Below are 22,312 nucleotides of genomic sequence, written 5' to 3'. Positions count from 1 at the left end.
ACAGGGCCTTTCTCGAGCTGGTGTGTGGTCGAAGACCATCAGCATCGAGGGAGGCCCGCTTCTATGCGCGGAAGCGACCCGGGGTGGGGAATTTCAGTGAGCAGAACTGGGGAATTTCAGTGAGCGCTGTCACCGGAGGGCGCGAACAGCAACTCGTTCCGGACGGGGCGTCCGCCGAAGGCCGTCGGGCGCATTTCGATCGAGCTCACCCCACAGCCAGTCGTCGGATCGGGGCTATCGCGATGGTGATTCTCGTGATCGGGCTTGTCATTCTGATCCCGCAGCTCATGTCTACTTTGTCCCAGATGCCCCCGATAGCTGAGAGCATCGGCACCTTCACGTCGCCAATCCGACTCCCGACGCGGGGCAACAACGCGGTATCAGCGTTCACCATCTCGGCCAGCACGGAGCGGGCGCTTCGCTGGCGATTCAACTGGCTTCACGATGGAGGGGCGGGATGATGTCGGGGGCGTGGATGCCCACGGCCCCAGGGCGCACCGACATGGTTTAGTCGGCGGACTCGGCCTCCAGCGAATCGAGCGCGGTCTCTAGCGCGTCGAGGTCGTCGATCGCCCCAGTACTGATGAGGTGTGCGCGATACACCACTTCGAGTTGTGCAGGATTGTAGAGCTCCCGAATCGCGGCCTGCACGGCGCTCTCCGCGGATGAGGTCCCGCGGGACAACTGTGATCCGGGCCTTCGCAATGACGGATACTGCTCGAGTTGCCTCCGTATTTCGGGCGCAAGGAGCTCGCCCAGGCGGCGACGGGATCCCCGGTCGACGTCCGGCGCCAGCGCCTGAAATGCCTTGTCCGCGTCAGACAAGGGCTCGTGAATGATCATCTTTCGTAGGTCATCCATCGTCGATTCATCCAAGACGCGAGAATAGATCATGACCATGGAGCGAGCGGCCTCGGAGAGGCCCCCCGCGACCTCACTGAATCCCGGGGGCATCTCGGGCGGGGCGCGGTGCCGCAAGATCAACGCGAGCTCGCCGCGAATCCGCTGAAGTCGAGTGACGGTAACATCGAGTTCTGTGTCGAGCACGCGAATCGCTTCATCAGGGTCTGTATCGGCGTGACCGAGGGAGGTGATCTGCGCGAGCGGAACGCCGAGAGCCGAGAGCCTGGTGATCTGAAGCAAGCGTAAGAAGTGTGCAACCTGATACTGCTTGTAGCCGTTGGTCTTGCGCTCAGGCTCGTCGAGAAGGCCTATCTCGTGGTAATGCCTGACGGCTTTGATGGTTGTGCCCGCGAGTTCTGCGAGCTGACTGGTGCTCCATGGCACGGTCTGCCCCTGTCGATCGTCCGGCGATTGCCCGGTACGGATGATTCAACTCCCTGCCCTCGGGGCACTGTCAAGTGGGGTCCCTCGCGAAGAACATCACGAGTAACCGGGTCTTCGTCCCGAGAGTCAGGGGCTAGAGAATGAGCTCGACGAGCGGCTGAACCAGAAAGCGAAGTGACAGCGCCTCATAGATCGCACCGATGACGAACAGCGCGAGCGCTGGCAGGCTCAGCCATCCGAGCTTCTTCAACCCGCGCAGGTAGCCGATCCGGTGGGTGCGCGCGCCGACGCTTGCGGGCCGGATCCACGATCGTCCGAGGAGATAAGCGCCGAACATGACAAGGGCGTAGGCCTGGAATTCAATGATGACAGTGAGGGAATGAGGGATCAGTCCGACCGTCGCGATGTCGGTGGTCGGGGCGAGGCCCGAACCGAGGGTGAAAGCGTGATAGGCGAACGCGGCAATCCCCGCAAAGGGAACGATGAGCGACGGTAGTACGATCCACGGTGCCGCGGTGGCAACCACGTTGACCCCGAAGATTACGACGGCGAAGAGCGCTGGGTTGAGAAAGAGCGACCGCACGAGATCACCCGTTCCGTTGTTCTCCAATGTCGCTCCTCGATCTGCTCCGAGTTCGGGAAAGATCACTGCAGCGATGAATCCGACGACGAATGCCCCGTAGGCGATTACGTTGATGGCCAGGTAGGGGCGGATGTCGGCGCGGATGATCTGAAGGGGGGTGCGAAGAAATCGCATGGATGCTGCTCCGTGAGTGAGTGAGTCATCGCGTATTCGCGACATCCATCACTCAACGGCATGCCCTGGGGGCAGGGTCAAGCACGCGGATTACACCCCGATGGTCACCCGTCAGCCTCCGGCGCTCGCAACATGCTCACCCGCCGCAGCACATCCAGCTGGGCGGCGTTGTACAGGTCGTGAATTGCCTCGCCCAGAGTGCTCTCGGCGTACCTTGCGCCTCGCGGAGCTCGACTTCCCGGATCGCTCATCCAGGGGTATCGGCTGGTGATAGTAGAGAGCAGTGGAGCGTAGTGCTCGGCCAGCGATTGCCGGGTTTCTTCGCCAGCGTCTTCGGCGAGGTTGTCGAATTGGGTATGAGCGGGGTCTTTCCTCAGATCGATGATCATCGAGCGCACATCGTCCATCTCGGCTGGTCCGAACACCCGCGAATAGATCATGATCAGTGCGCGATCCGCCTCAGAGATATCGACGGAGATCGGGCTGAACCCAGAGGGCATGTCCATCGATGACTGATTACGAAGGATCATCTTGAGTTCCGCGCTGATCCGTTGCAGGCGCTCAATGGTCTCGGCGAGTTGCGCATCGAGCACACGAAGTGCTTCTTCCGGTTGTGAATCCGAGCTTTCCATTACGGCAATCTGAGCCAGCGGCACCTCGAGATCGGTCAGTCGAGTTATTCGCAGCAGTCGAACGAGATGTCCGACCGAGTATTGCTTGTATCCATTGGACGTGCGTTCCGGAAGGTCAAGCAGACCGATCTCGTGATAGTGACGAACAGCTTTGACCGTTGTTCCTGCTAATTCGGCGATCTGACTGGTGCTCCACGCCATGATTCGACCACCTCCCCGATGGCTTGATCGAGCATTTCGAGGCCGAGCTGGATCTCGGCATCGGTACTGGTGAGGGGAGGGGCGATGCGGAATGTCCCGCCGATACCGGGCAACTGAACGATGTTCATGTGCAACCCCAGTTCGAAACAGCGCCGGGTGATCGTTGAGCCGAGGGCGTCGGTGTTCGACTCGATCAATTCACTCTGGTTCGACAACAGTTCGATGCCCTGCAGGAGTCCGCGGCCCCGCACATCCCCCACGACCGGATTGCGGCTCTGAATGTCGAGAAGCCCAGCGCCGAGTTGTGCGCCCAGCGTCGTGGCGCGCTCGTCGAGCCCGTCACGTTCGAGCACGTCGAGCACCGTGCATCCGACGGCCGCGACGAGTGGGTCGGACACATGGGTTGTGAAGAACAGGAAGCCACGCTCGAATGCGACCTGCTCGATCTCGCTGGAGGTGATCACGGCGGCGAGCGGCAGGCCGGCCCCCAGAGTCTTCGACAGGGTCAGGATGTCGGGAACCACCCCATCACGTTCGAAGGCGTACCAGGTTCCAGTGCGGCAGAGGCCGGTCTGAGCCTCATCGAGAATGAGCAACATACCTCTCTCTTCGCACTTGCGCTTGAGGGCCGCGAGGTAGCCGAGGGGTGGCTCGATCACGCCTCCGGAACTCAGGATCGGCTCGACGATGCAGGCAGCTAACGCTCCGGTCGATTGGGCGTCTACGAGGGAGAAGGCGAGATCGAGTTGCCGACGCCAATCGAGAACGCCATCCTCGTCGACGATGTCGGGTCGGTATGTGGCCGGCACCGGAATGGCGATATTGCCTGGGGCCGCGGGTCCGTAGCCGCGGCGACCGGCACTGTAGGTCGCCCCGACGGCGCCTTGGGTCATACCGTGCCATGACCTGGCGAACGATACGATCTCGTGCCCGCCGGTTACGAGTTTCGCCAGGCGGATGGCGGCCTCGTTCGCCTCGGCGCCGGTCGACAGGAGCAGGGTCTTCGTCAGCGGTGAGGGCAGCGAATCGGCAAGTCGGCGCGAGAGCTCGACGACGGGGCGCGACAGCATCCCGCTGTAGAGGTGATCAAGCTGTCCCACCTGACGCTGGACTGTTGCGACGATCTCGGGGTGGGAATGACCGAGAATCGCGCTCATCTGACCGGACGTGAAGTCGAGGATCTTGCGGCCGCTCTCGGTGTAGACGAAGCTGCCCGCCGCGCGAGCGATGATCTCCGGAACGAAGGGACTGCCGTATCGGAGCACGTGAGCGTCGGCATCCGCCCAGAATGCGGCCGATGCTTTGGTCGTGGGTGATGCAGTCGGAGAGGACAGGAGGTAGGTCACCACCTCACGATAACCAGCCCGAAACATGCGCGTCGATAGGTCCCTCTCTACCCTTCTGTGCGGCTGACCCGAACAATAAGCTGGGCCTATGACTCTCAACCCTTGGCGCCTTCGACTGCTCGACGTGTTCGAGCGAGTCGGCACGGTGCGAGGCGTTGCAGCTGAACTGATGCTGAGTCCCTCCACCGTTTCGCAGCAGTTCTCGGTGCTCGAGAAAGAGATCGGAACTCAGCTGTTCGAGCGCGCCGGACGGTCGTTACGACTGACTCCCACCGGACGAATGCTGGTCGACAAAGCCCGCGATCTGCGCGATCATCTCGATTCCATCGAGGCCGAGATCCGCGATGCGTCGAGTGGCATCGCTGGTCTCGTCCGGGTGGGAGGGTTCCCGAGTTCGGTCGAGCCGATTTTGATCGACACCGTCCGCAGCCTTCAGCGCACACATCCGCGTCTCGACATCGAGCTCCGAGAGATTGAACCTCGGGAGAGTACGACAGCACTCCACCAGGGACTCTGCGATGTCATCCTCACCGTCGACGAGCACGACGGCACGCTACTCACGCCGGCGGTCAGCGTCATTCCGCTCACGACCGACCGGCTACTCGTGGTGGTGCCCGAGGCGCACCGAGCGGCCGCCCTCGACGTGATTCCGGTGTCGGAACTCGCAGACGATCGGTGGGCGCTCGACTTGCCGGGAACCTATCTCGGCGAACTCGTGCCCCGACAGTGCCGCCTCGAGGGATTCGAACCGATTGTTGCAGGGCGCTTCTCGAGCTACGCCGTGCTCCTGGCGCACGTTGCCGCCGGGCTATCCGTCGCGGTGCTTCCCGCGTTAGCGGCGATCCGCCGCCCTGGCCTCGTCCGACGGCCCACCGTCGGCCTTGACGATCGTCGTATCGTCGCCGTCGTGCGGCGACCTAACCTCAATCGACAGGCGATCATCGCTGTCATCGAGGCACTTCGAGAGGTCGCCCACACCAAAGTCGTGACGGTCGAGCGATAGCTTGTCTTGCAGGCCGACCCCTCGGGAGGTCGGTTTGACTCTGCCCCTGGGGCATGGTCTGTCATGGACCCATGCCTGTTCTTTCCTTTCTCCCGACCCGACCACTTTTCGCTGCGTTGATCGTGTCGGCGGCAGTTCTCACCGGGTGCGCCTCGACCCCGGTGTCGGTCGGCCAGGCCGCGACCTCAGCCTCCACATCCGCGAGCACCTCTCGCGACACGACGGAGGACTTCGAAGAGCTGGAGCAGCGTTACCAGGCGCGAGTCGGCGTTTACGCCATCGACACGGCAACGGGCTCCGAAGTCGGCTGGCGGGATGACGAACGATTCGCCTACGCCTCGACGATCAAAGCTCTCGCTGCTGCTGCTCTCCTCGATCAGGTAGGGGTCAGTGGGCTGGCGAAGGCCATCTCCATCGACGCCGCGGATATCGTGACCTACTCACCCGTTACCGAAACGCGGGTCGGCGGCAACATGACGCTGGGAGAAATCGCGGAAGCTGCCTTGACCGTGAGCGACAACACGGCTGCGAACTATCTATTTGAAGAACTAGGCGGCCCGGATGCTCTCGGCTCGGCCTTGACCGAAATCGGCGACGACACGACAGTCGTGTCGCGGATCGAGCCCGAACTCAACGAGGCCGTCCCCGGCGACGACCGTGACACGAGCACGCCGCAGGCGCTCGCCACGAGCTTGGAGGCATACGTGCTGGGCGACGCGCTACCCGAGGCCGAAGCGACCCAACTCGAGTCGTGGATGACCGCGACCCAGACGGGCGACGACCTGGTTCGCGCCGACCTGCCCACGGACTGGACCGTCGGCGACAAGTCGGGGTCGGGAGGCTACGGTACCCGCAACGATATCGCCATCGTGTGGCCGACGGAGGGGGCGCCGATCGTCATCGCAGTCATGTCGAGCCGCGACGACGAGGACGCCGAGTCCGACGATCGGCTCATCGCAGAAGCGGCATCGACAGCCATCGACACGCTGAACCGGGTCGAGTAGGCCCCAATGAGATCGCCACACACCGTGCCGACACCGTCGGCGGACATGAAAAGAGCCATGCCATGATGTTCACCATCCCGATCACCGAGACGCTCCTCACCGGTGCGGCCGAACTCGAAGTTACCGAGAGGGGCTTCCGACCGCACCGACTTCCGCGGGATGTCCTTCGTCGGTTTCCCGACCCTCAGCTCACCGCAATGGAAGCCCAACCATCTGGGGTGACCATCGCCTTTCGAACGAGCGCGACCGACGTCGAACTCGTCTCGCATCCGATGCGAGCGACCTACGCAGGCGCCGAGCGACCGCGGGGTCGAATCGACCTGGTGGTCGACGGCTCGATGGTAGCCACGGACGAATTGACACAGGGCGACGCATTCGAGCTAGATCTCCGCGATGGAACGTCGACGTTCCATCCGGGCGTTCCTCACATCTCGGCGTTTCGCGGACTCCCTAGCGGAGACAAAGAGATCGAGATCTGGCTGCCGCACAACGAGTCTCTGGAACTGATCTCGATATCGGTGAACGCTCCCGTCAGCCCCTCAGAGAAGCCGGACGCGCGTGTCTGGGTGCACTACGGGAGCTCGATCAGCCAGGGCTCGAACGCCGCTGGCCCTACCGGGATCTGGCCAGCCATTGCGGCTCGCGCCGGAGGGTTGCGGCTTCGCAACCTCGGGTTCGGAGGGAGTGCGCTTCTCGATCCGTTTATCGCGCGAGTAATTCGTGACGCTCCCGCCGACTTCATCAGCCTGAAGATCGGCATCAACATTGTGAACCTCGACTCGATGCGGCTGCGCGCTTTCGTCCCCGCGCTCCACGGCTTCCTTGACACGATCCGGGACGGACATCCGTACACCCCCATCGTGGTGATCTCGCCGATCTTCTGTGGAATCCACGAGAACACACCTGGGCCGGGATCTGTAGATGTCGCCACGCTCGGCACTGACCAAGTGCGATTCCTCGCGTCGGGGGATGTCGACGACACGCGTTTCGGAAGACTAACGCTCGCGGTGATTCGCGAGGCGATGGCGGCCGCGATCGCGGGGCGCTGCGAACCGAACATGGCATACCTCGACGGTTTGGATCTCTACGGGCCCGGTGACGCCGACGAGTTTCCGCTTCCAGACGCACTTCATCCCGACACCAGAACGCACCACTTGATCGGCGAACGATTCACTCGCTCGGTGGTCGCTGGGTGGACGGCGAGGCCCTATGAATACCGATGATCAGAACGGACAGCCCGTGCAGGAGAACACGTCGCTGATAGTCGAAGACCTGCTTCTCCTGCTTCCCGACGATAGGTCGGGCAACATTCTGGGCGAGGGCGCGCTCATGTATCCCCTCGGTGGGGTGGTGCTCCTCAGCAATCTCCGCCAGCGGCGCGATTGCCGTGACATCGGCTCTCACATCGAGGGACTGAAGCCCTTCAGCCGCTCTCGCACGAACAACACGAGGAGACCTGTATGACGAACGACACCGCCTCGCCTTACGGCACGGCTGCGGCGAGCGCGTCTGATCCGTCCTCCCCTCGCCACCGACCGCGTCGTGCGCTAGCACTCGGCCTCTCCATCACTCTCATAGCCTCCGCGGCCGTTGCCGGTGTCGCCTGGCGAGCGAACGTGACTCCGCCCGCCGATGACCTCCAGAGAATCGTCGACGGGCTGGTCGACGGCGGGTACCCCGCAGCGCTAGCCACCCGCACAGATCCGGACGGAACCCATCATGAGGTTCGCGCTGGCGCAGCCGATCTCGAAAACGACTCCCCGGTTCCCGAAGACGGTGAGGTGCGCATCGGCAGCGCGTCGAAGACGTTCACGGCCGTGGTCGTTCTTCAACTCGTCGAGGAAGGGCTTGTGGAACTCGACACGGGCATCGAGCAGTACCTTCCGGGCGTCGTGCGGGGGGACGGGGTGGATGCGTCCGCCATCACCATCAGGCAGTTGCTTCAGCACACCAGTGGGCTGCCGGAGTACGCCGATCTCATCGCGGCCGATGCCTTCGCGGTCCGGGACACCTACCGATCACCACGAAGCATGCTCGATGTCGCTCTTCAACGGCCAGCGAGCTTTCCTGCGGGCGAACGCCACGAGTACAGCAACACCGGTTACATCGTGCTTGGTCTGCTCATCGAAGCGATCACCACTCGACCGTTGTTCGAACAGATCGAGGCTCGGATCGTCGAACCCCTGGGGCTGGATCACACCTACTTGCCCCGCGAGGGGGAGCGCACTATTCGGGGGGATCATCCGAAGGGATACCACGTCGACAAGTCGGGTGACCTTCGCGATATATCCTCGTCTGATCCGTCGTGGACCTGGGCGGCGGGCGCGATGGTGTCGACGCCGAGCGAACTCAACGATTTCATGCGTGCGGTCCTCGATGGCACGTTGCTCGACGAGCCGACGATGAAGCAGATGTTGACGGGGATACCAACGGGGGAAGAGCTTTTGCCGGGTTCTGAGTACGGGCTGGGAATCGAGAGCGTCGAACTGACCTGCGGAACCGCGTGGGGCCACTCGGGAGATATCCCCGGATTCCAAACACGAAACGCGGTCGCAGCGGATGGCACGGCGTTCACCGTTACTGTCACTGCATTGCCATGGGCCATCTTCGACGGACCGGAGGCCGAGCTGCTCGAGCGGTACATGATCGTCATCGACACGCTCGACCAGGCACTCTGCAACTCGGACGTCCCGACACCGTGACCCCTGATTGCTCTCCGGGGCATCTGAGCAGAGCATTCTGCAGGGAAAGCCGCAGGAGGTACCCGCGGTGAGATTCGCTGCGACCGTAGTCGGCGACCAGGAAGTCATCGACAGAATCCCGAAGGTGCGTTTGTCACACCCCGAGGGCGTCAGGTCACATCATTGGGAGGTGGAGTAGGGCGGTGAGGCCTCCGTCTGGGTTGGCGGTCAGCGTGAGGGTACCGCCGTGGGCTTGGGCGATAACGGTGACGAGCGGGAGGCCGAGTCCGTGGCCTCCCCCGGTGACACGGCTCCGGCCTGAGCCTCTCACAAAGGGTTCGGCGAGCTGGTGCACTGTTTCGGGGTTGACGAAGGCTCCCGTGTTGCTGACAGTGACATGGGTTCCATGGTCATCGCTGCTGACGAGCACGGTTGCGTAGCCGCCGGGGTGGTTGTAGCGGATCGCGTTGCGGATCAGGTTGTCAATCGCACGGTCGATCAGCACTGGGTTGGCATTCAGGGGCGCTGATTCGCCCCGCACGCTCAGCGTGATCTGTGCGGTTTCGGCGTCGGGGGCGAGGCGACGCGCGACTGCCCGAATGGTTTCGGCGGGAATAATCCGTCCGCGGACGAGGGCGACCTCGTCAGCTGCGGCGAGATCCAGCAGCGCATCGACGGTGTCGATGTTGGCGTTGTTCATCACGCGGACTCGTTCAGCGAGCACGCGCAGCTCGTCGGTATCGGCCTCGGGATCGGCAAGGGCGACGTCGATCATCGTCTTCGTGGTGGCCAGAGGTGTGCGTAGTTCGTGGGAGGCGTTTGCAGCGAACCGGCGGTGCGCCGCGAACGACCGCTCGAGGGAGCCCAGCATTGTGTTGAACGTGTCGGAGAGCCGGGTGATCTCATCTGCCGGCCCGACGGCCACGATACGGTGGTCGAGGGTGCCTGATGCAGCACGTTTCGCGGCGTCGTTGATGTCAGCGAGGGGTGCAAGGGTGCGACCGGCGAAATACCAGCCGAGCGCGGCGCCGACAGCAGCCATCACCGCCAGGGCAATGAACGACGCGACGAGAACATTAGTGAGGATGCCATCGATGCTGGACACGGACGACAACGCGGTCGTGCCGGCCGGCGTGCTGCGACCAGGTGTAGGGCTGCCGCCGAGAGGTATCGCCGCTTGGAATTCGTAGGTGGGCACGAAACGCATGTACAGGTAAACGATTGCAATCAGGATCACACCGCACCCGATCACCAGACTGGCGAACGTCATCGTGAGTCGCAACCGGAGGGTGAAGCGCCGCCCCCGCGGGGCCTTGAATTCGGTGTTCATCGAGTCACCGGCCGAAGCGGTAGCCGGCGCCCGGGACGGTTTGTACGATGCGGGGTTCACCGAGGCGTTTGCGGAGGTTGGCGATGGTGACGCGGATGGTGTTGGTGAAGGGATCTATGTTGGCATCCCAGGCCCGCTCTAAGAGGGTCTCGGCGCTGAGCACACCGCCATCGGCGTTCATCAGCGTGTGCAGCACGGCGAATTCTTTCGGGCTGAGTCGGATGAGTCGCCCTTCCCGGTACACCTCTCGGCGGAACGCATCCAACCGCAGACCATAGGCCTCAAGCACCGGGGGCCGTGCGGGTTGGGTTCGCCGCTCTAGGGCGCGCAGGCGTGCGATGAGCTCGGGAAACTCGAACGGTTTCGTGAGGTAATCATCGGCACCGAGTTCGAAGCCGGTGACACGTTCATTTAAGGCGCGGGCGGCGGTGAGCATCATGATCCGCACGTCCGGATGATCCCGCGCGAGGCGGGCGGCGACATCGTCCCCGTGCACCACCGGAATGTCGCGGTCAAGGATAACCACGTCGTAGCCGTTCTCATCCACTGCTTGGAGCGCGGCCGCGCCATCGTGGACGATGTCGGCAGCAATTGTTTCCCGGCGCAGACCCTTACCGATGGCGTCCGCGAGAAATGGTTCGTCTTCGACGATCAGAACTCGCACGACACGGCCTCCTAACGAAATGTGTTCGACCTAGGGAACCACAAACCATGTTACGGAAAGGTAAGGGATTTCTTGAACGGTGTGGTAACCGCCGGTTTGGTGGGCTGTGTGTGTCCGCGGAACCGCTGCGGCACACCATTCCTGGAGACATCCCAATGACTACACGCCGCACCTCCGCCCTGTCCGCCGCGATCGTAGCCGTGCCGCTGCTGCTGGTCGCGTTGGTCGGCTGCTCCAACCCAACCGCCCAGACCCAGAAAAGCTCTCCATCGGCTTCGAGCTCGGTTGAGGACTACGAGCTCGCCTTCGCGGACTGCATGCGCGGCCAGGGCGTTGACATGCCCGACCCGGACGACACCGATTCGTCGGTTGCCGCCAACAACGACCCCGCTTTCGGCGCCGCAGTCCAAGCGTGCATCACAGAGCTCGGCCCCGGCCCGGGCGGCTCGGGCACCACGACGACCGATGAGCAGTTCCAGTCGGATTTGCTGCTGGCAGCATGCCTGCGGGAGAACGGCATCGAGGTGCCGGATCCAAAGCCCGGTGAGGCAATCTCCCTGCCGATGGACAGCGCCCGCGACATCCTTCAGAAGTGCGCCGACGAAGCTCAAACGGGCGGCAACTGATGTCGACCACGGACGAGCCCGACTCCACCGAGACGGATACGGCCGAACGGCACCAGCAGTCGCCGAGACGACGAGGGCGGCGCGGCATCGGTGTCGCCATCTTCACCCTCTTGGTGGCCGCGGTAGCCGTGGGAGGGCTGTGGATTCTCACCGGCGCGGGAAACAATGCCGCTGTGGGAGCCGCAGACAAGACACCATCCGCGACTGAGGCGGTGCAGCAGGGGGATCTAGCGGGCAGTACCACCGTCACTGGGACGCTGCGCTACGCCGACCGCCGATCGATCCAATCAGCGACCGGGGGAACAATCACCGCGCTGCCTGCGGAAGGGGCGGTCATCTCCCTCGGTGGGCGACTGTATTCCGTCAACAACATTCCGATCTTCCTGCTCCGCGGCGGCCTACCCGCCTGGCGTTCGTTCGAAAGCGGCATGGACAACGGCCCGGACGTAAAGCAGCTCGAGGAAAGCCTTCGCGATCTCGGGCACTTCTCAGACGAACCCGACGAGCGGTTCACCTGGGCGACGGTTGAGGCGGTCAAAGCGTGGCAGGACGCCAACGGTCTCGATGACACCGGCACCCTGCCGCTCGGCTCCTTTGTCTTCTCCTCCAGCGATCTCCGCATCGGGACCGTCACTGTGAAGGTCGGAGATCTCGTCGGGGCCGGCACGGGACTGTTCGACGCCTCCAGCACCACCCAGATCATTGAAACAAATATCCCGCTCGCCGAACAGCAACTCGCCGTGATCGGCGCCGCCGTGAACGTGCACTTGCCCGGGGGAGCGACCACCACCGGAGTGATCGAATCCGTCGGAACCCCTACCGAGGTGGACGGTGCAACCGGTCAGAAACAGACAATGATTCCCGCCGTTGTCGCCCTCACCGACGCCACTGCCACTGCAGCGTTTCAAGAGGCTGCGGTATCGGTCGATGTGCCCAGTGAACGCCGCGAGAACGTTCTTTCCGTCCCTGTCGGTGCGATCCTGGCCCTCACCGAGGACGAGTTCGGGGTCGAGGTCGAGTATCCGGATGGAACCACCACGCAGGTGCCTGTGACGTTGGGGCTGTTCGCTGGCGGGCGGGTCGAGGTCTTCGGTGACGGAATCGAAGCCGGAACCCTCGTCGTGGTGCCGCGTCGATGAACCCGATCGTGTTCCTCGAGGACGTTGAACGTTCCTACGGCGAACCCCCTGTCCTCGCTTGCGCCGGCGTGACCTTCAGCATTCAGCAGGGCGAGTTCGTGGCGATTGTCGGACCGTCCGGGTCGGGGAAGTCAACTCTGATGAACTTGATCGGCACTCTCGACCGGCCCACCGCGGGCCGCGCTTTCATCGGCGGCTCCGACGTCGCGGCCATGAACGACCGTGACCGCTCCGCCCTCCGCGCCTACGAGATCGGTTTCGTGTTCCAACACTTCCACCTCGCCGACGGAGTCACCGCCTTGGAGAACGTCGCCGATGGACTCCTGTACTCCGGTACGGCCCGCTCCGAGCGGCGGCGCCTCGCGAAGATCGCTCTGGAACGAGTGGGGCTTGGCGGGCGGACGGGGCACCGCCCCAACCAGCTCTCGGGCGGCGAACGCCAACGCGTCGCCATCGCCCGCGCCGTGGTCGGCGACCCGCCGCTGCTACTGGCCGATGAACCCACTGGCAACCTCGACAGCGTCTCGGGCGCGACAGTTGTCGAACTGCTGTCCGAACTCAATCGACGAGGAACCACTGTGGTCGTCATCACTCATGACAATGAACTCGCCGCTAGGCTCCCGCGGCGTATCGCGATCCGCGACGGCAAGGTCGTTGGCGACTCTTCTAAGGCGGCCACCGCATGACCACACTCCCTACGGTCACCCGTGCAGTCCGGCCGCGTTCGAGGCTGCGCGGGCGCGACGTCATCGCTCTCGGTACCGCGGGGCTTCGTGCACGCCCCACCCGGGCGTTGCTTTCCGCGCTGGGCATCGCGATCGGTATGGCCGCGATGATCGCCGTCGTCGGAGTCTCCGCCTCTAGCCAAGCCCGACTGAACGATCAACTCGCGGAACTCGGCACCAACCTCCTCACCTCCACCGCTGGTACAAGCCTCACGGGAGAACAAACTGTCCTCCCGCCCGACGCCGTCGACAAGGTACGCCTCGTCCCCGAGGTCGAATCCGCTAGCAGCACCGCAGCTCTTCAGGTGTCGGTGTATCGCAGCATCCTCTCTGACCCGGCGGCGACTGGGGGGATCGCCACGATGGTCGCGGATGAGAACCTCCTCGATGTTGTCTACGGCGCCATCCGGACCGGGACCTGGCTCAACCACGCCACCTCCCAATACCCAGCGGTCGTTCTCGGTAATACCGCTGCCGAACGCCTCGGAGTAGTCGAACCCGGCACTCAAATCTGGTTGGGCGGGCAGTACTTTACCGTCATCGCTATCCTCGACTCCATCGCCCTCGCCCCCGAACTCGACACTGCCGCCTTCATCGGCTCAGACATCGCCAATCAGAAATTTGGCTACGAGGGCAACCCCACAACCGTGTATGAGCGGTCCTCGGACGAAGCGGTCGACAGAGTGCGCTCCCTCCTCGCGCCCACGATCTCCCCGCAAAGCCCGAACGACATCGACGTGTCGCGACCCTCCGACGCGTTAGCCGCGAAAAACGCCGCCAACCAAGCTTTCACCGGCCTATTCCTCGGACTCGGGTCGATCGCGCTACTGGTCGGTGGGATCGGTGTCGCGAACACCATGATCGTCTCCGTCCTCGAACGCCGGAAGGAAATCGGGCTCCGCCGCGCCCTAGGTGCTACCCGCCCCCATATTCTGGTCCAGTTCCTCACCGAAGCCGTTCTCCTCTCCGCGCTCGGCGGGGTGTTCGGCAGCATCCTGGGCATGATCGCGACCGCCACCCTCGCCGCGATCAACGGGTGGCCCTTTACCCTTCCGTTCCTCGCGATCGTCGTTGGCGTGGGCGCCGCATTAGTCATCGGCGGCCTCGCCGGGTTCCTCCCCGCCATTCGCGCCGCACGCACCCCACCCACAGCCGCGCTCAACTCGTGACCCTCCAAATGTAGATTCCGCAAGGGTCCGCTCAGGTCGGTGATGAGGACGGAGGCTTGACTCCGACGTGACGTCACAGTGTGCAGTGTAGGAATGAACATCACGGCCATCGCCTATCTCGGCTAACACTTTCTTTCCGTCCTCGGCAATGGGATCGCCGTGGTCGCTCTGCCGATGATCGTGCTTCAGATCACGGGGAGCCCGCTCAGCATGGGTGCTATCTCTGCTGCGACCGCCGTGCCCGCCGTCGTCATCGGTCTCGTAGCGGGCGTCGTCATCGATCGGTGGAACCGCAGGACGCTGTCCGTGGTCGCTGACCTGATCTCCGCCGCCTCGATTGCAGCCCTTCCGCCCGTCGACAGCATCTGGGGTCTCGAGCTGTGGCGGTTCATTGCCCTCGGTATCCTGGTTTCCTTCGGGGATGCACCAGGAGGCACCGCTCGCGAAACGCCTGCGCCGCCTATGCCGACGGGTGCGGCGAGCTGAAGTGCCGTGTTATGAACTGCTAGCACCCGCCCAAGGCATCGCTCTCAGGGCGATGCGCTGGCTATGCTCCTAGAGCCGTCAGTCACTCTCATCGAGTTCGAGCGCGTCGAGTGCTGCTTCGAGGACATCGAGTTCCTTCGCTTTCCCGGTGCTGATGAGATGTGAGCGGTAGAGCACTTCGAGCTGCGCGATGTTGTAGAGCTCGTGCATCGCCGCTTCGACGGCGTTCCGTGCGGATCCCGCGCGCGTCGGCGATTGCGCGATGGGGCTCTTCAGCGTGGGGAACTTATCCAGTCCGGCTTTCATCGCGGGGGCCAGAAGTTCCCCCAGCTTGCGACGAGTTGCCCGGTCCGCATCTGCGTGAAGCATGTCGAACTCCTTATCCACGTCGGTGCGGGGCTGTTCCTGGACCATCCCCTGCAAGTCCGCCATCGTCGCCTCGTCGAAGAGGCGGGAGTAGATCAGGACCAGTGCGCGGTCGGCTTCCGACAGCTCACCGGCCACGTTGCTGAATCCTGTCGGCAGCTCCGCTGGGGCACGGTGGCGCAGAATGAGGGCCAGCTCTCCCCGGATCCGCTGCAAGCGATCGATGGTCGCCTCCAGTTCAGCGTCCAACACATGGATAGCTTGATCGGGATCTTTGTCTGCGTGACCAAGAGCGGCGATCTGCGCCAGTGGCACGCCGAGTTCCGCAAGCCGGGTTATCTGCAGCAGGCGCAAGAGGTGTGAGACCTGGTATTGCTTGTACCCGTTCGACTTCCGCTCGGGCTCCTCAAGCAGTCCGACCTTGTGATAGTGCCGGACCGCTTTGAGAGTCGTGCCCGCAAGCTCCGCGAGTTCGCTTGTACTCCACGCCATGGTGGTTACTTCCATTCCTCGATGATCTGAATCCATTTCCGGTTCGATAGTGCGCGTCCTTCGATGTCATCCTCGGTCTCGACCCAGGTTGCATCAACCTGCTGCTCGGAGCCTCAACAACAGCGGAGGAGGAGACGCAGCGGGTGCGTTCGATCAGTCGGGCCCCGTGAATCTGGCAAGAGCAGTCGCAAATGCCACACCGGCGAGTTGGGTCACGAGTGCGGTCAGGATGACGTCCGACACGGCCTTAGCACCCCAATCACCACGCTCGAATTTCTTGCCGCGGGTGTGCACATCGCCCGACCACGGGATGTCTGCGTGCATCGAGGGGAGATTCTTGCTGGCCGAGAGCAGCGCGATAACCGCTGCAATCCGAGCCTCAGGCTCCGTGCCGTCTACCAACGCGGCCCTGACGGGGGCCAGCAATTGATCGCGTGTGTCGGTGTCTCCACCCTCGAGGCTGTGGGTGCGAATGAATCCGAGCAGACGGTGCGATGTCTTCTTGATGTCACCTCGGACCACGAGCCGATCCAACGTGGTCTCCCGCGACCGCGTCCCGATGTCGACGACGAGTGATCTAGTCCCCGTCGGGCTCTCGGGAACACGGTCCCACGCTCCCCGCAGAAGGGACGAGGCCGGCGCAGGGCCGACCCTTTGAAGCTGTCGTCCGTTTTCGATGAGTTCGATGTGACCCCGCGACGCGAGTTCAGTGAACATGGCGCCGCCGAGCACGTACATCAGGTTCAAACCCTCCCCGGCGAAGGTTCCATTGCGGGGGTTGAACAGAAGGAGCATGACCGCCTCCGGAAACGTCACTTCTGCGTTGACGCCGTCGGCCTCGTCGTCAGGCTCGAAAGATTCGTTTTCCTCGATGATGGTGTCCTCCGTTATTCGTCTGAACCGGCGACCGGTCACATCTGCCCAAAGCCTGGAGCAGCGGATATTGGTCCGGCCGAGATAGCCGGCCGTCTGCTGTTTATCAGTGAAGACCATGACCTCGGGACATGGTCAAGTCTGCGCATCAGGGTTCGAACTCGAAAAACAGGTGAGAACTTGGCGCTTGACCGTGCCCCGAGGTCATGGCCTCTAGTTGTCCGTGCAAGCTGTTCCACTCACCAGAGCGGCTGAACCTACGAATTACAACTCAGGCACGCACCGCGTCCGTTAACTCTCAGGAGAATCGATGAACAACCCATTTGGACCGTTCCAGGACCTGGTGAGTCACGTACCAGAAATTGTGCAGCCTCTCCTCGTCGCCCTCCTCGGCGCCATCCCGTTCGTCGACGAGGCCGCTACGGGCCTGGGTATTGTTGCCGGGATGCACCCGCTGGTCGCCTTTACGGCAAACGCGGTTGGCAGCAGCGTCAGTGTCGTGCTCGTCGTGCTACTCGGCTCGCGGGTGCGAGGAGCCATCCTTGCTCGCCGGGTGCGAAGCTCTGCTTCCGTCACGTCGCCGGACCTGGTTCCCGCAGCACACACGTCCGCGGTCACAGCCGGAACACCCCTGGTAGTAACCTCGGCCGTACCTCAGCATCAAGCGGAGGAGAACGAATCTAAAGGTAAGAAGCGGCTGGCCGGTTGGCTCGTCAGGTTCGGCGTGCCGGGTGCGAGCATCTTGGCGCCTCTGGCGCTTCCGTTCTCGTTCACCGCTCTTTTCTTCATCAGCTCCGGCGTGAAAAAATCTTGGGTCATCCTGTGGCAGCTCATTGCCATCGTCCTCTGGACCGCTGTCGTTACGGCGTCAGCGACGGCCGCCGTTGCCATGCTCTCCAATTAGAAAGATTCCCTCCTACCCGTGCTTCCCTACCCACATTCGACGGCTGACGACGTCTCGTGCTGCCACGCAAACCGATAGGGATGCCCCGAGTGGAAACCCTGCTTAGCGCACAAACAATCGGCCCCGCCGAGCTTTCGCTGCCTCCGACCTATCAGATTGACTTGACGTGGATCATCGTCGGCACCGTTGGGTCAATCGAGGATCCTCCACCGGATGCCCTCGCCTCGATCTGCCGCTGATCAATTCCGGCGTGCGAGTCCGCGAGCGATACGCCCTGCGAACAATCGCCTATGAGCCAGCCGCCGCTGCCTTCGCTGCTCCGCGACCTGTCTGGGCGAAAAGGTATGAGCTCGCGTTACAGCCATAGTGCGGGAGGTCCGAGAGCCGCGGTCGAATCAGGACCGTTCAGCAAGAACAACAGAACAGATTTGACTCGGCCCCGAGGTCATCGTGTGTTATTTGAATTCCCTAAGAAAGGACTCCGAAATGCCATTGTTCACCCGAGGACGAAGGCCCCGACGCGGCCTGCTCGCGACAGCCAGTTTGCTCGCAATCAGCAGCACTCTTACGTTGACTGCGTGCACATCTCCAGGTAAAGAGGAATTGGTGCAGACGCCCGACATCGTTTCACTTGCGGACTCTCTCGCCGACCAGACACTCGCCTGGGAAACGTGCGAATTCGAGATTCCCCTCGATCCGCCGACCGCGGATGTCTCCAATGTCGAGTGCGCGACCATCGAGGTGCCCAAGGATTGGCGCAACGTCAACCCCGCAGACACATGGGATCTCCGCATTTCCCAGGCCAAGAACATCGACGCGACCGATCCCGCCTACAACACCACGCTGCTCATTCATCCAGGCGGCCCCGTCAGCCCGGGTCTTCCTCTCGCTGCCGAACGTCAAGCCGGCACACTGGAACTCCGCCCGACGACGAATTACGTCAGCTTCGATCAGCGCGGAATCGGCCAGAGCAGTATTGTGACGTGCGACTACGAATACGACCCGGCAGGGGGCGTGGCGGGCGAGCAAGAGTCAATTGCGCGAGCGTGCTCCAATGACGTCGATGTCAAGACGATCACATCCGAGCAGACCGCCTACGACATGGACTTCATCCGACACCTGCTGAACCTACCGACAGTTACCTACATGGGCTCCTCCTACGGCACTTGGCTGGGCGCATGGTACGGATCCCTGTTCAGCGAGAACATTGATCGCATGGTTCTCGATTCGGCCATCGACATCACGCAGCCTGCGATTCAGCAAAATATGAATGCTCAGCACGTGGCCTACGATCGGCAGTTCCGCCTTCACGCGATGAACTACATCGCACGAAACGATGCAACCTACGGTCTGGGATCCGACCCGGAGGCGATCTGGGATCGGTACTTTGCAGCCTCTGCGGCCCCGGAACAGGCCAGCGCAGCACAGATGCTCTGGTACGCCTCAAACGCCGTGATCGCTATCAGCAAGAATGTCGGGTACCCGGTGATTGGGGAACTCGTCAAGCAGGTCATCGCCGAATCGGAAGCGTCTGCTGGCACGACTTCGACCGAGGCCGGCCCAGCCGCTGCAGCGATTCGCATGCTCGACAAATTTGACCCGACAGTTCTCAATCCTGCAGTGATTGCCGCAGGACGCGCCCAGTTGGAACTCCAGCTCGTCCCGCCGACCGACAAGGCGGAGACCCGCACATTCGCCTCGACCGTGGACATGATCTACTGCAACGACGGCGAATGGACACAGGGGGCCGATTTTTGGAACGAGTACAACACTAAAACGGCGAAAAATGAGCCGCTCACAGCGCAGCTTGGCCGTCTCGATGTACCGCCATTGTGCGCTTGGTGGCCAACCGAACAGAAGATGCCCTCTCCTACCCAGAAGTTCCCTGAGACGATCGTTCTGCAGAGTGAACTCGACCCCCTGACCCCCTACGAGTCTGGCGTCGCGACCGCCGCCGCTCTTCCCAACGCCACTCTCATCGCGGTGGACAACGAGGGCACGCACGGCGTCTTTCCTTATGGGACGACTGAGGTCGACCAGCCCATCATCGATTTCCTTCTCGGAGGAGAACGACCCCCGCAGAACATCAATGCTCCGGGCCACCCGCTCCCCGGTGAGTCGTCGGTGTTCGAGTCGTGGGTGCCGCTGACCGAGTCCCACGACGATGTACCGCGCTTCACGAGTCCTAGCGAGGCGGCAGAAGCCGGTACTCCGGTCAGCTAGATATACGACTTCCAAAAGTTGGTTCATGTGGAACGACGCGCCGGCTCGGCGTCAGCGACGAATGGTCGTCACCGAATTTCGAAATCGGTCTCGTCCGGCGCCGATCCGGTGCCTATGAGGAGGCGCGCTCGAGTTCCACAGCCTCCTGCCCCGTGTCTTGGTCGATCTCGGTCGTCTGTGATCCGTCGAATCGCCAGCCTTGGGGCTTTCCTAGACTTCCTAGGTAAATCTAGTATTATCCCAGGAAAGGGAAGAGGTTTACGTCATGGCTCGTGCAGGACTGACGCCAGGCCGCATCATCAGCGCTGCCGCCGACCTGGCCGACACCGACGGATTCGAGAACGTATCAATGTCCGCTGTCGCCCGGCACTTCGAAGTCAAAGACGCCAGCCTGTACGCACACGTCCGCAACCTGCATGAACTCCGGTCCGGGGTGGCGGTACTTTCCTTGACCGAGCTGGCCGATCAGGTCGGCGCAGCCCTCGCGGGGCGGGCAGGACGCGACGCTCTCGTTGCCTTCGCTGACGCATATCGCTCCTACGCGATGAGCCATCCTGGGCGGTACGCCGCGACACAGATGCAGTTGGAGCCCCAGGTCGCCGAACAGAGTGCAGCCGCGCGGCACGCGGCCATGACCAGAGCGATTCTCCGGGGGTATGGACTGAACGAACCCGACGAGACGGACGCGGTGCGCCTCTTGCACTCGACGTTTCACGGATTCGTCCTCCTGGAACGCGGTGGTGGCTTCAGCCGCGGTCCACGACCCGCCAGCGCATCGTGGGAACGAGTCCTGGACACACTCCACTCCTCCCTGTCCAGCTGGCCATCCAGTTGACAACCACAATGCTTTGAGAAAGGCCCATAGTGACACCGCTCAGCGCTTCTGACGTACGCGCTTCATTCATCAATACCTCCCTTCGGGAACGGAAAGCCGTTACGTTTCCACCCGACTTCGATACCCTCGCCTGGGCAGACCTCGACTACCTCGGCTGGAGAGACCCCAAACTCCCCGATGTTGGATACGTCATCACGCACCTCGAAGACGGTCCGGCCGGGATCATGTTGCGGAAGTCCGCCGGCCAGACCCGCTCCCGGCCGCAATGTGCCTGGTGCGAAGACGTCACCCTTCCCAACGACGTCCTGTACTTCACGGCGAAGAGAACGGGCCCGTCGGGACGGGCCGGCAACACCGTGGCGACGCTGGTGTGTGCGAACTTCGAGTGCTCCTCCAATGTCCGGAAGCTCCCCCCTCTCGCGTATAGCGGTTTCGATCGCGAAGCAGCTCGACTCGAGCGTATCGCGAAACTCGAACTGCGCTCGCGGACGTTCGTCGCCGACCTCCGCTGCGCCGAATAGCCCACAGCCCACAGGGCGCAGGCACCGCTGGGCCACCGGATCTGCAGTTCCTTTCCCCTCGCCAGCCGCGATAGTCGCGACCGCTCTGCATCGCAAACCTCTTCGCGCCCAGACGTCAGCGCCGCTGGCCTCAATCGTCTACCCGACGTAGTGCGCCTCAGGCAGTCCGTGTGCGCCGAGTCCGGCTTCGGGTACACGCCGCAGCGCTGCGATGACCCGGTCGGGATCGTCGGGGTCGTAGATTTCGAGACGATGCTCGGGGTAGCTGGCTTGCGACCAAAGGTCGTAGGTGGCTCTGAAGTCACCGGCCACCGGGTGGTGGAATTGCTTGCTGCCCGAGATGCATTCGCCCACGCGGCCCTCCGACCATAACGTTGCAAACGCGGAATCCTTCATGACGAGTTCTCCGACGAGCGCAATGAGGTCGGTGTCGTCCGGATGCTTCCCGCTGACCATCCGGTGGTAGGCGACGGTTTCCCCCGCCTCTTTCATCCAGTTCGGATAGAGAGCGCGTGTCTGCGGATCGAGGAAGAGCATGCGAGCCAAAGACGGGCGTTCACTCGCTATGCCCGGGGCAGAGAAAGGTAGGAATGGGGAGATGAGTGAATGACCGAGTCGGTTCCAGGCGAGTACATCGTCGCGGCGACCGAGAAGTACGGCTGGACGATCCGTGACGAAGTCGAGCATTTTGAGCGCCATGGGGCTTGCGACCTCAATGGGCGGCGCAGCGGGACCGCCCAGCGGCATTCGCGCTTTCGACACATCCAGCAGGTGTTCGGTCTCAGTGACTGTCAGCTGGAGTGCGATCGCGATCGCAAGCAGCACCTCGTCGGAGGCGTGACGGCTGTGTCCCTGCTCCAGACGCGTGTAATAGCCGACGCTGACACCGGCGAGCTGCGCGACTTCCTCCCGCCGAAGTCCTCGGACGCGCCGCCTTGCGCCGTAGCCGGTCAACTGCGTCTGATCTGGCAATAGGTCAGCGCGCTTGGCACGGAGATACTCGGCGAGGGGCCCTGGACTGTTCATAGTTCAACGTTATGTCCGACGG

At 62.8% G+C, this 22,312-nt stretch carries 22 protein-coding genes and 2 pseudogenes; 15 read left to right on the top strand and 9 right to left on the bottom strand.

Translation table 11 applies throughout. The features are described 5' to 3' along the window. Positions 1-461, top strand: a pseudogene (locus B7R21_RS20500) (hypothetical protein); the annotation flags it as partial. A 46-nt stretch (positions 462-507) separates the two neighbouring features. On the opposite strand, the gene B7R21_RS16935 reads toward B7R21_RS20500, so the two are convergent. From B7R21_RS16935 to B7R21_RS16920, 4 genes are all read right to left on the bottom strand, one after another. Further along, positions 508-1,287, bottom strand: coding sequence for a MerR family transcriptional regulator (locus B7R21_RS16935; protein WP_116284432.1), 780 nt, complete (start codon positions 1,285-1,287; stop codon positions 508-510). Between the two features lie 133 nt (positions 1,288-1,420). Continuing rightward, positions 1,421-2,044: a stage II sporulation protein M gene (locus tag B7R21_RS16930; RefSeq protein WP_116284431.1), complete on the bottom strand. Its 624-nt coding sequence runs from the start codon at positions 2,042-2,044 to the stop codon at positions 1,421-1,423. 104 nt (positions 2,045-2,148) lie between these two features. Further along, the gene (locus tag B7R21_RS16925; RefSeq protein ID WP_116284430.1) at positions 2,149-2,877 is read right to left on the bottom strand and encodes a MerR family transcriptional regulator; all 729 of its coding nucleotides are present in this window, start codon (positions 2,875-2,877) and stop codon (positions 2,149-2,151) included. Further along, positions 2,844-4,223, bottom strand: a complete 1,380-nt coding sequence (locus B7R21_RS16920; RefSeq protein ID WP_253259874.1) for an aspartate aminotransferase family protein — start codon at positions 4,221-4,223, stop codon at positions 2,844-2,846. Before B7R21_RS16920 ends, B7R21_RS16925 begins: the two co-directional genes overlap by 34 nt. A gap of 88 nt (positions 4,224-4,311) precedes the next feature. Between B7R21_RS16920 and B7R21_RS16915 the strand changes: the two genes are divergently transcribed. The 5 genes from B7R21_RS16915 to B7R21_RS16895 all read left to right on the top strand — a co-directional run bounded on the left by B7R21_RS16915 (position 4,312) and on the right by B7R21_RS16895 (position 8,932). Continuing rightward, positions 4,312-5,226, top strand: a complete 915-nt coding sequence (locus B7R21_RS16915) for a LysR substrate-binding domain-containing protein (RefSeq protein ID WP_116284428.1) — start codon at positions 4,312-4,314, stop codon at positions 5,224-5,226. A gap of 122 nt (positions 5,227-5,348) precedes the next feature. Continuing rightward, a complete protein-coding gene (gene bla / locus B7R21_RS16910; RefSeq protein ID WP_253259873.1) occupies positions 5,349-6,230 on the top strand; it encodes a class A beta-lactamase in 882 nt (293 codons plus the stop codon). Between the two features lie 62 nt (positions 6,231-6,292). After that, positions 6,293-7,453 (top strand): SGNH/GDSL hydrolase family protein, encoded by a 1,161-nt coding sequence (locus tag B7R21_RS16905; protein WP_367379414.1) that lies wholly within the window; start codon positions 6,293-6,295, stop codon positions 7,451-7,453. Next, the gene (locus B7R21_RS20495) at positions 7,440-7,694 is read left to right on the top strand and encodes a hypothetical protein (protein ID WP_216364282.1); all 255 of its coding nucleotides are present in this window, start codon (positions 7,440-7,442) and stop codon (positions 7,692-7,694) included. Before B7R21_RS16905 ends, B7R21_RS20495 begins: the two co-directional genes overlap by 14 nt. Next, on the top strand, positions 7,691-8,932 hold the full coding sequence (locus tag B7R21_RS16895; protein ID WP_116284426.1) for a serine hydrolase domain-containing protein: 1,242 nt from the start codon (positions 7,691-7,693) through the stop codon (positions 8,930-8,932). Before B7R21_RS20495 ends, B7R21_RS16895 begins: the two co-directional genes overlap by 4 nt. 154 nt (positions 8,933-9,086) lie before the next feature. Here B7R21_RS16895 and B7R21_RS16890 read toward each other — a convergent pair whose 3' ends face one another. Next, entirely contained in the window at positions 9,087-10,241 is a 1,155-nt protein-coding gene (locus B7R21_RS16890; RefSeq protein WP_116284425.1) for a sensor histidine kinase, read from the bottom strand. Between the two features lie 4 nt (positions 10,242-10,245). Next, positions 10,246-10,905, bottom strand: coding sequence for a response regulator transcription factor (locus B7R21_RS16885; protein WP_116284424.1), 660 nt, complete (start codon positions 10,903-10,905; stop codon positions 10,246-10,248). A gap of 155 nt (positions 10,906-11,060) precedes the next feature. On the opposite strand from B7R21_RS16885, the gene B7R21_RS16880 reads away from it, so the two are divergent. The 5 genes and pseudogenes from B7R21_RS16880 to B7R21_RS16860 form a co-directional block, all read left to right on the top strand. Further along, positions 11,061-11,531: a hypothetical protein gene (locus B7R21_RS16880; RefSeq protein WP_116284423.1), complete on the top strand. Its 471-nt coding sequence runs from the start codon at positions 11,061-11,063 to the stop codon at positions 11,529-11,531. Further along, on the top strand, positions 11,531-12,670 hold the full coding sequence (locus tag B7R21_RS16875) for a peptidoglycan-binding protein (protein ID WP_116284422.1): 1,140 nt from the start codon (positions 11,531-11,533) through the stop codon (positions 12,668-12,670). The genes B7R21_RS16880 and B7R21_RS16875 overlap by 1 nt, the downstream gene beginning before the upstream one ends. Next, a complete protein-coding gene (locus B7R21_RS16870) occupies positions 12,667-13,356 on the top strand; it encodes an ABC transporter ATP-binding protein (RefSeq protein ID WP_116284421.1) in 690 nt (229 codons plus the stop codon). Before B7R21_RS16875 ends, B7R21_RS16870 begins: the two co-directional genes overlap by 4 nt. Continuing rightward, positions 13,353-14,564, top strand: coding sequence for an ABC transporter permease (locus B7R21_RS16865; protein ID WP_116284420.1), 1,212 nt, complete (start codon positions 13,353-13,355; stop codon positions 14,562-14,564). The genes B7R21_RS16870 and B7R21_RS16865 overlap by 4 nt, the downstream gene beginning before the upstream one ends. Positions 14,565-14,705: 141 nt before the next feature. Then, positions 14,706-15,050: pseudogene (locus tag B7R21_RS16860) on the top strand (MFS transporter); the annotation flags it as partial. Positions 15,051-15,128: 78 nt separating this feature from the next. Here B7R21_RS16860 and B7R21_RS16855 read toward each other — a convergent pair. Beyond that, positions 15,129-15,923 (bottom strand): MerR family transcriptional regulator, encoded by a 795-nt coding sequence (locus B7R21_RS16855; RefSeq protein WP_253259871.1) that lies wholly within the window; start codon positions 15,921-15,923, stop codon positions 15,129-15,131. A gap of 138 nt (positions 15,924-16,061) precedes the next feature. Then, complete coding sequence (locus B7R21_RS16850; protein WP_116284419.1) at positions 16,062-16,901, bottom strand: GOLPH3/VPS74 family protein; 840 nt, start codon at positions 16,899-16,901, stop codon at positions 16,062-16,064. 190 nt (positions 16,902-17,091) lie between these two features. Between B7R21_RS16850 and B7R21_RS16845 the strand changes: the two genes are divergently transcribed. From B7R21_RS16845 to B7R21_RS16830, 4 genes are all read left to right on the top strand, one after another. Then, on the top strand, positions 17,092-17,685 hold the full coding sequence (locus tag B7R21_RS16845) for a small multidrug efflux protein (protein WP_116284418.1): 594 nt from the start codon (positions 17,092-17,094) through the stop codon (positions 17,683-17,685). A gap of 606 nt (positions 17,686-18,291) precedes the next feature. Further along, positions 18,292-19,908 carry an alpha/beta fold hydrolase gene (locus B7R21_RS16840; RefSeq protein WP_172592252.1) on the top strand — a complete coding sequence of 539 codons (1,617 nt, stop codon included), beginning with the start codon at positions 18,292-18,294 and terminating at the stop codon, positions 19,906-19,908. A 265-nt stretch (positions 19,909-20,173) separates the two neighbouring features. After that, positions 20,174-20,743, top strand: a complete 570-nt coding sequence (locus B7R21_RS16835) for a TetR/AcrR family transcriptional regulator (protein WP_116284416.1) — start codon at positions 20,174-20,176, stop codon at positions 20,741-20,743. 29 nt (positions 20,744-20,772) lie between these two features. Continuing rightward, on the top strand, positions 20,773-21,264 hold the full coding sequence (locus B7R21_RS16830) for an FBP domain-containing protein (protein WP_116284415.1): 492 nt from the start codon (positions 20,773-20,775) through the stop codon (positions 21,262-21,264). A gap of 138 nt (positions 21,265-21,402) precedes the next feature. Here the strand turns inward: B7R21_RS16830 and B7R21_RS16825 are convergent, their stop codons facing one another. Then, positions 21,403-22,290: a helix-turn-helix domain-containing protein gene (locus B7R21_RS16825; RefSeq protein WP_116284414.1), complete on the bottom strand. Its 888-nt coding sequence runs from the start codon at positions 22,288-22,290 to the stop codon at positions 21,403-21,405. Between the last annotated feature and the right edge of the window lie 22 nt (positions 22,291-22,312).

Origin of the sequence: Subtercola boreus, assembly GCF_003399625.1 — a bacterium.
Taxonomy (GTDB): Bacteria; Actinomycetota; Actinomycetes; order Actinomycetales; family Microbacteriaceae; genus Subtercola; species Subtercola boreus_C.
Note: the sequence above shows the minus strand (reverse complement) of the source record. Positions and strands in the feature narration are given on the sequence as shown.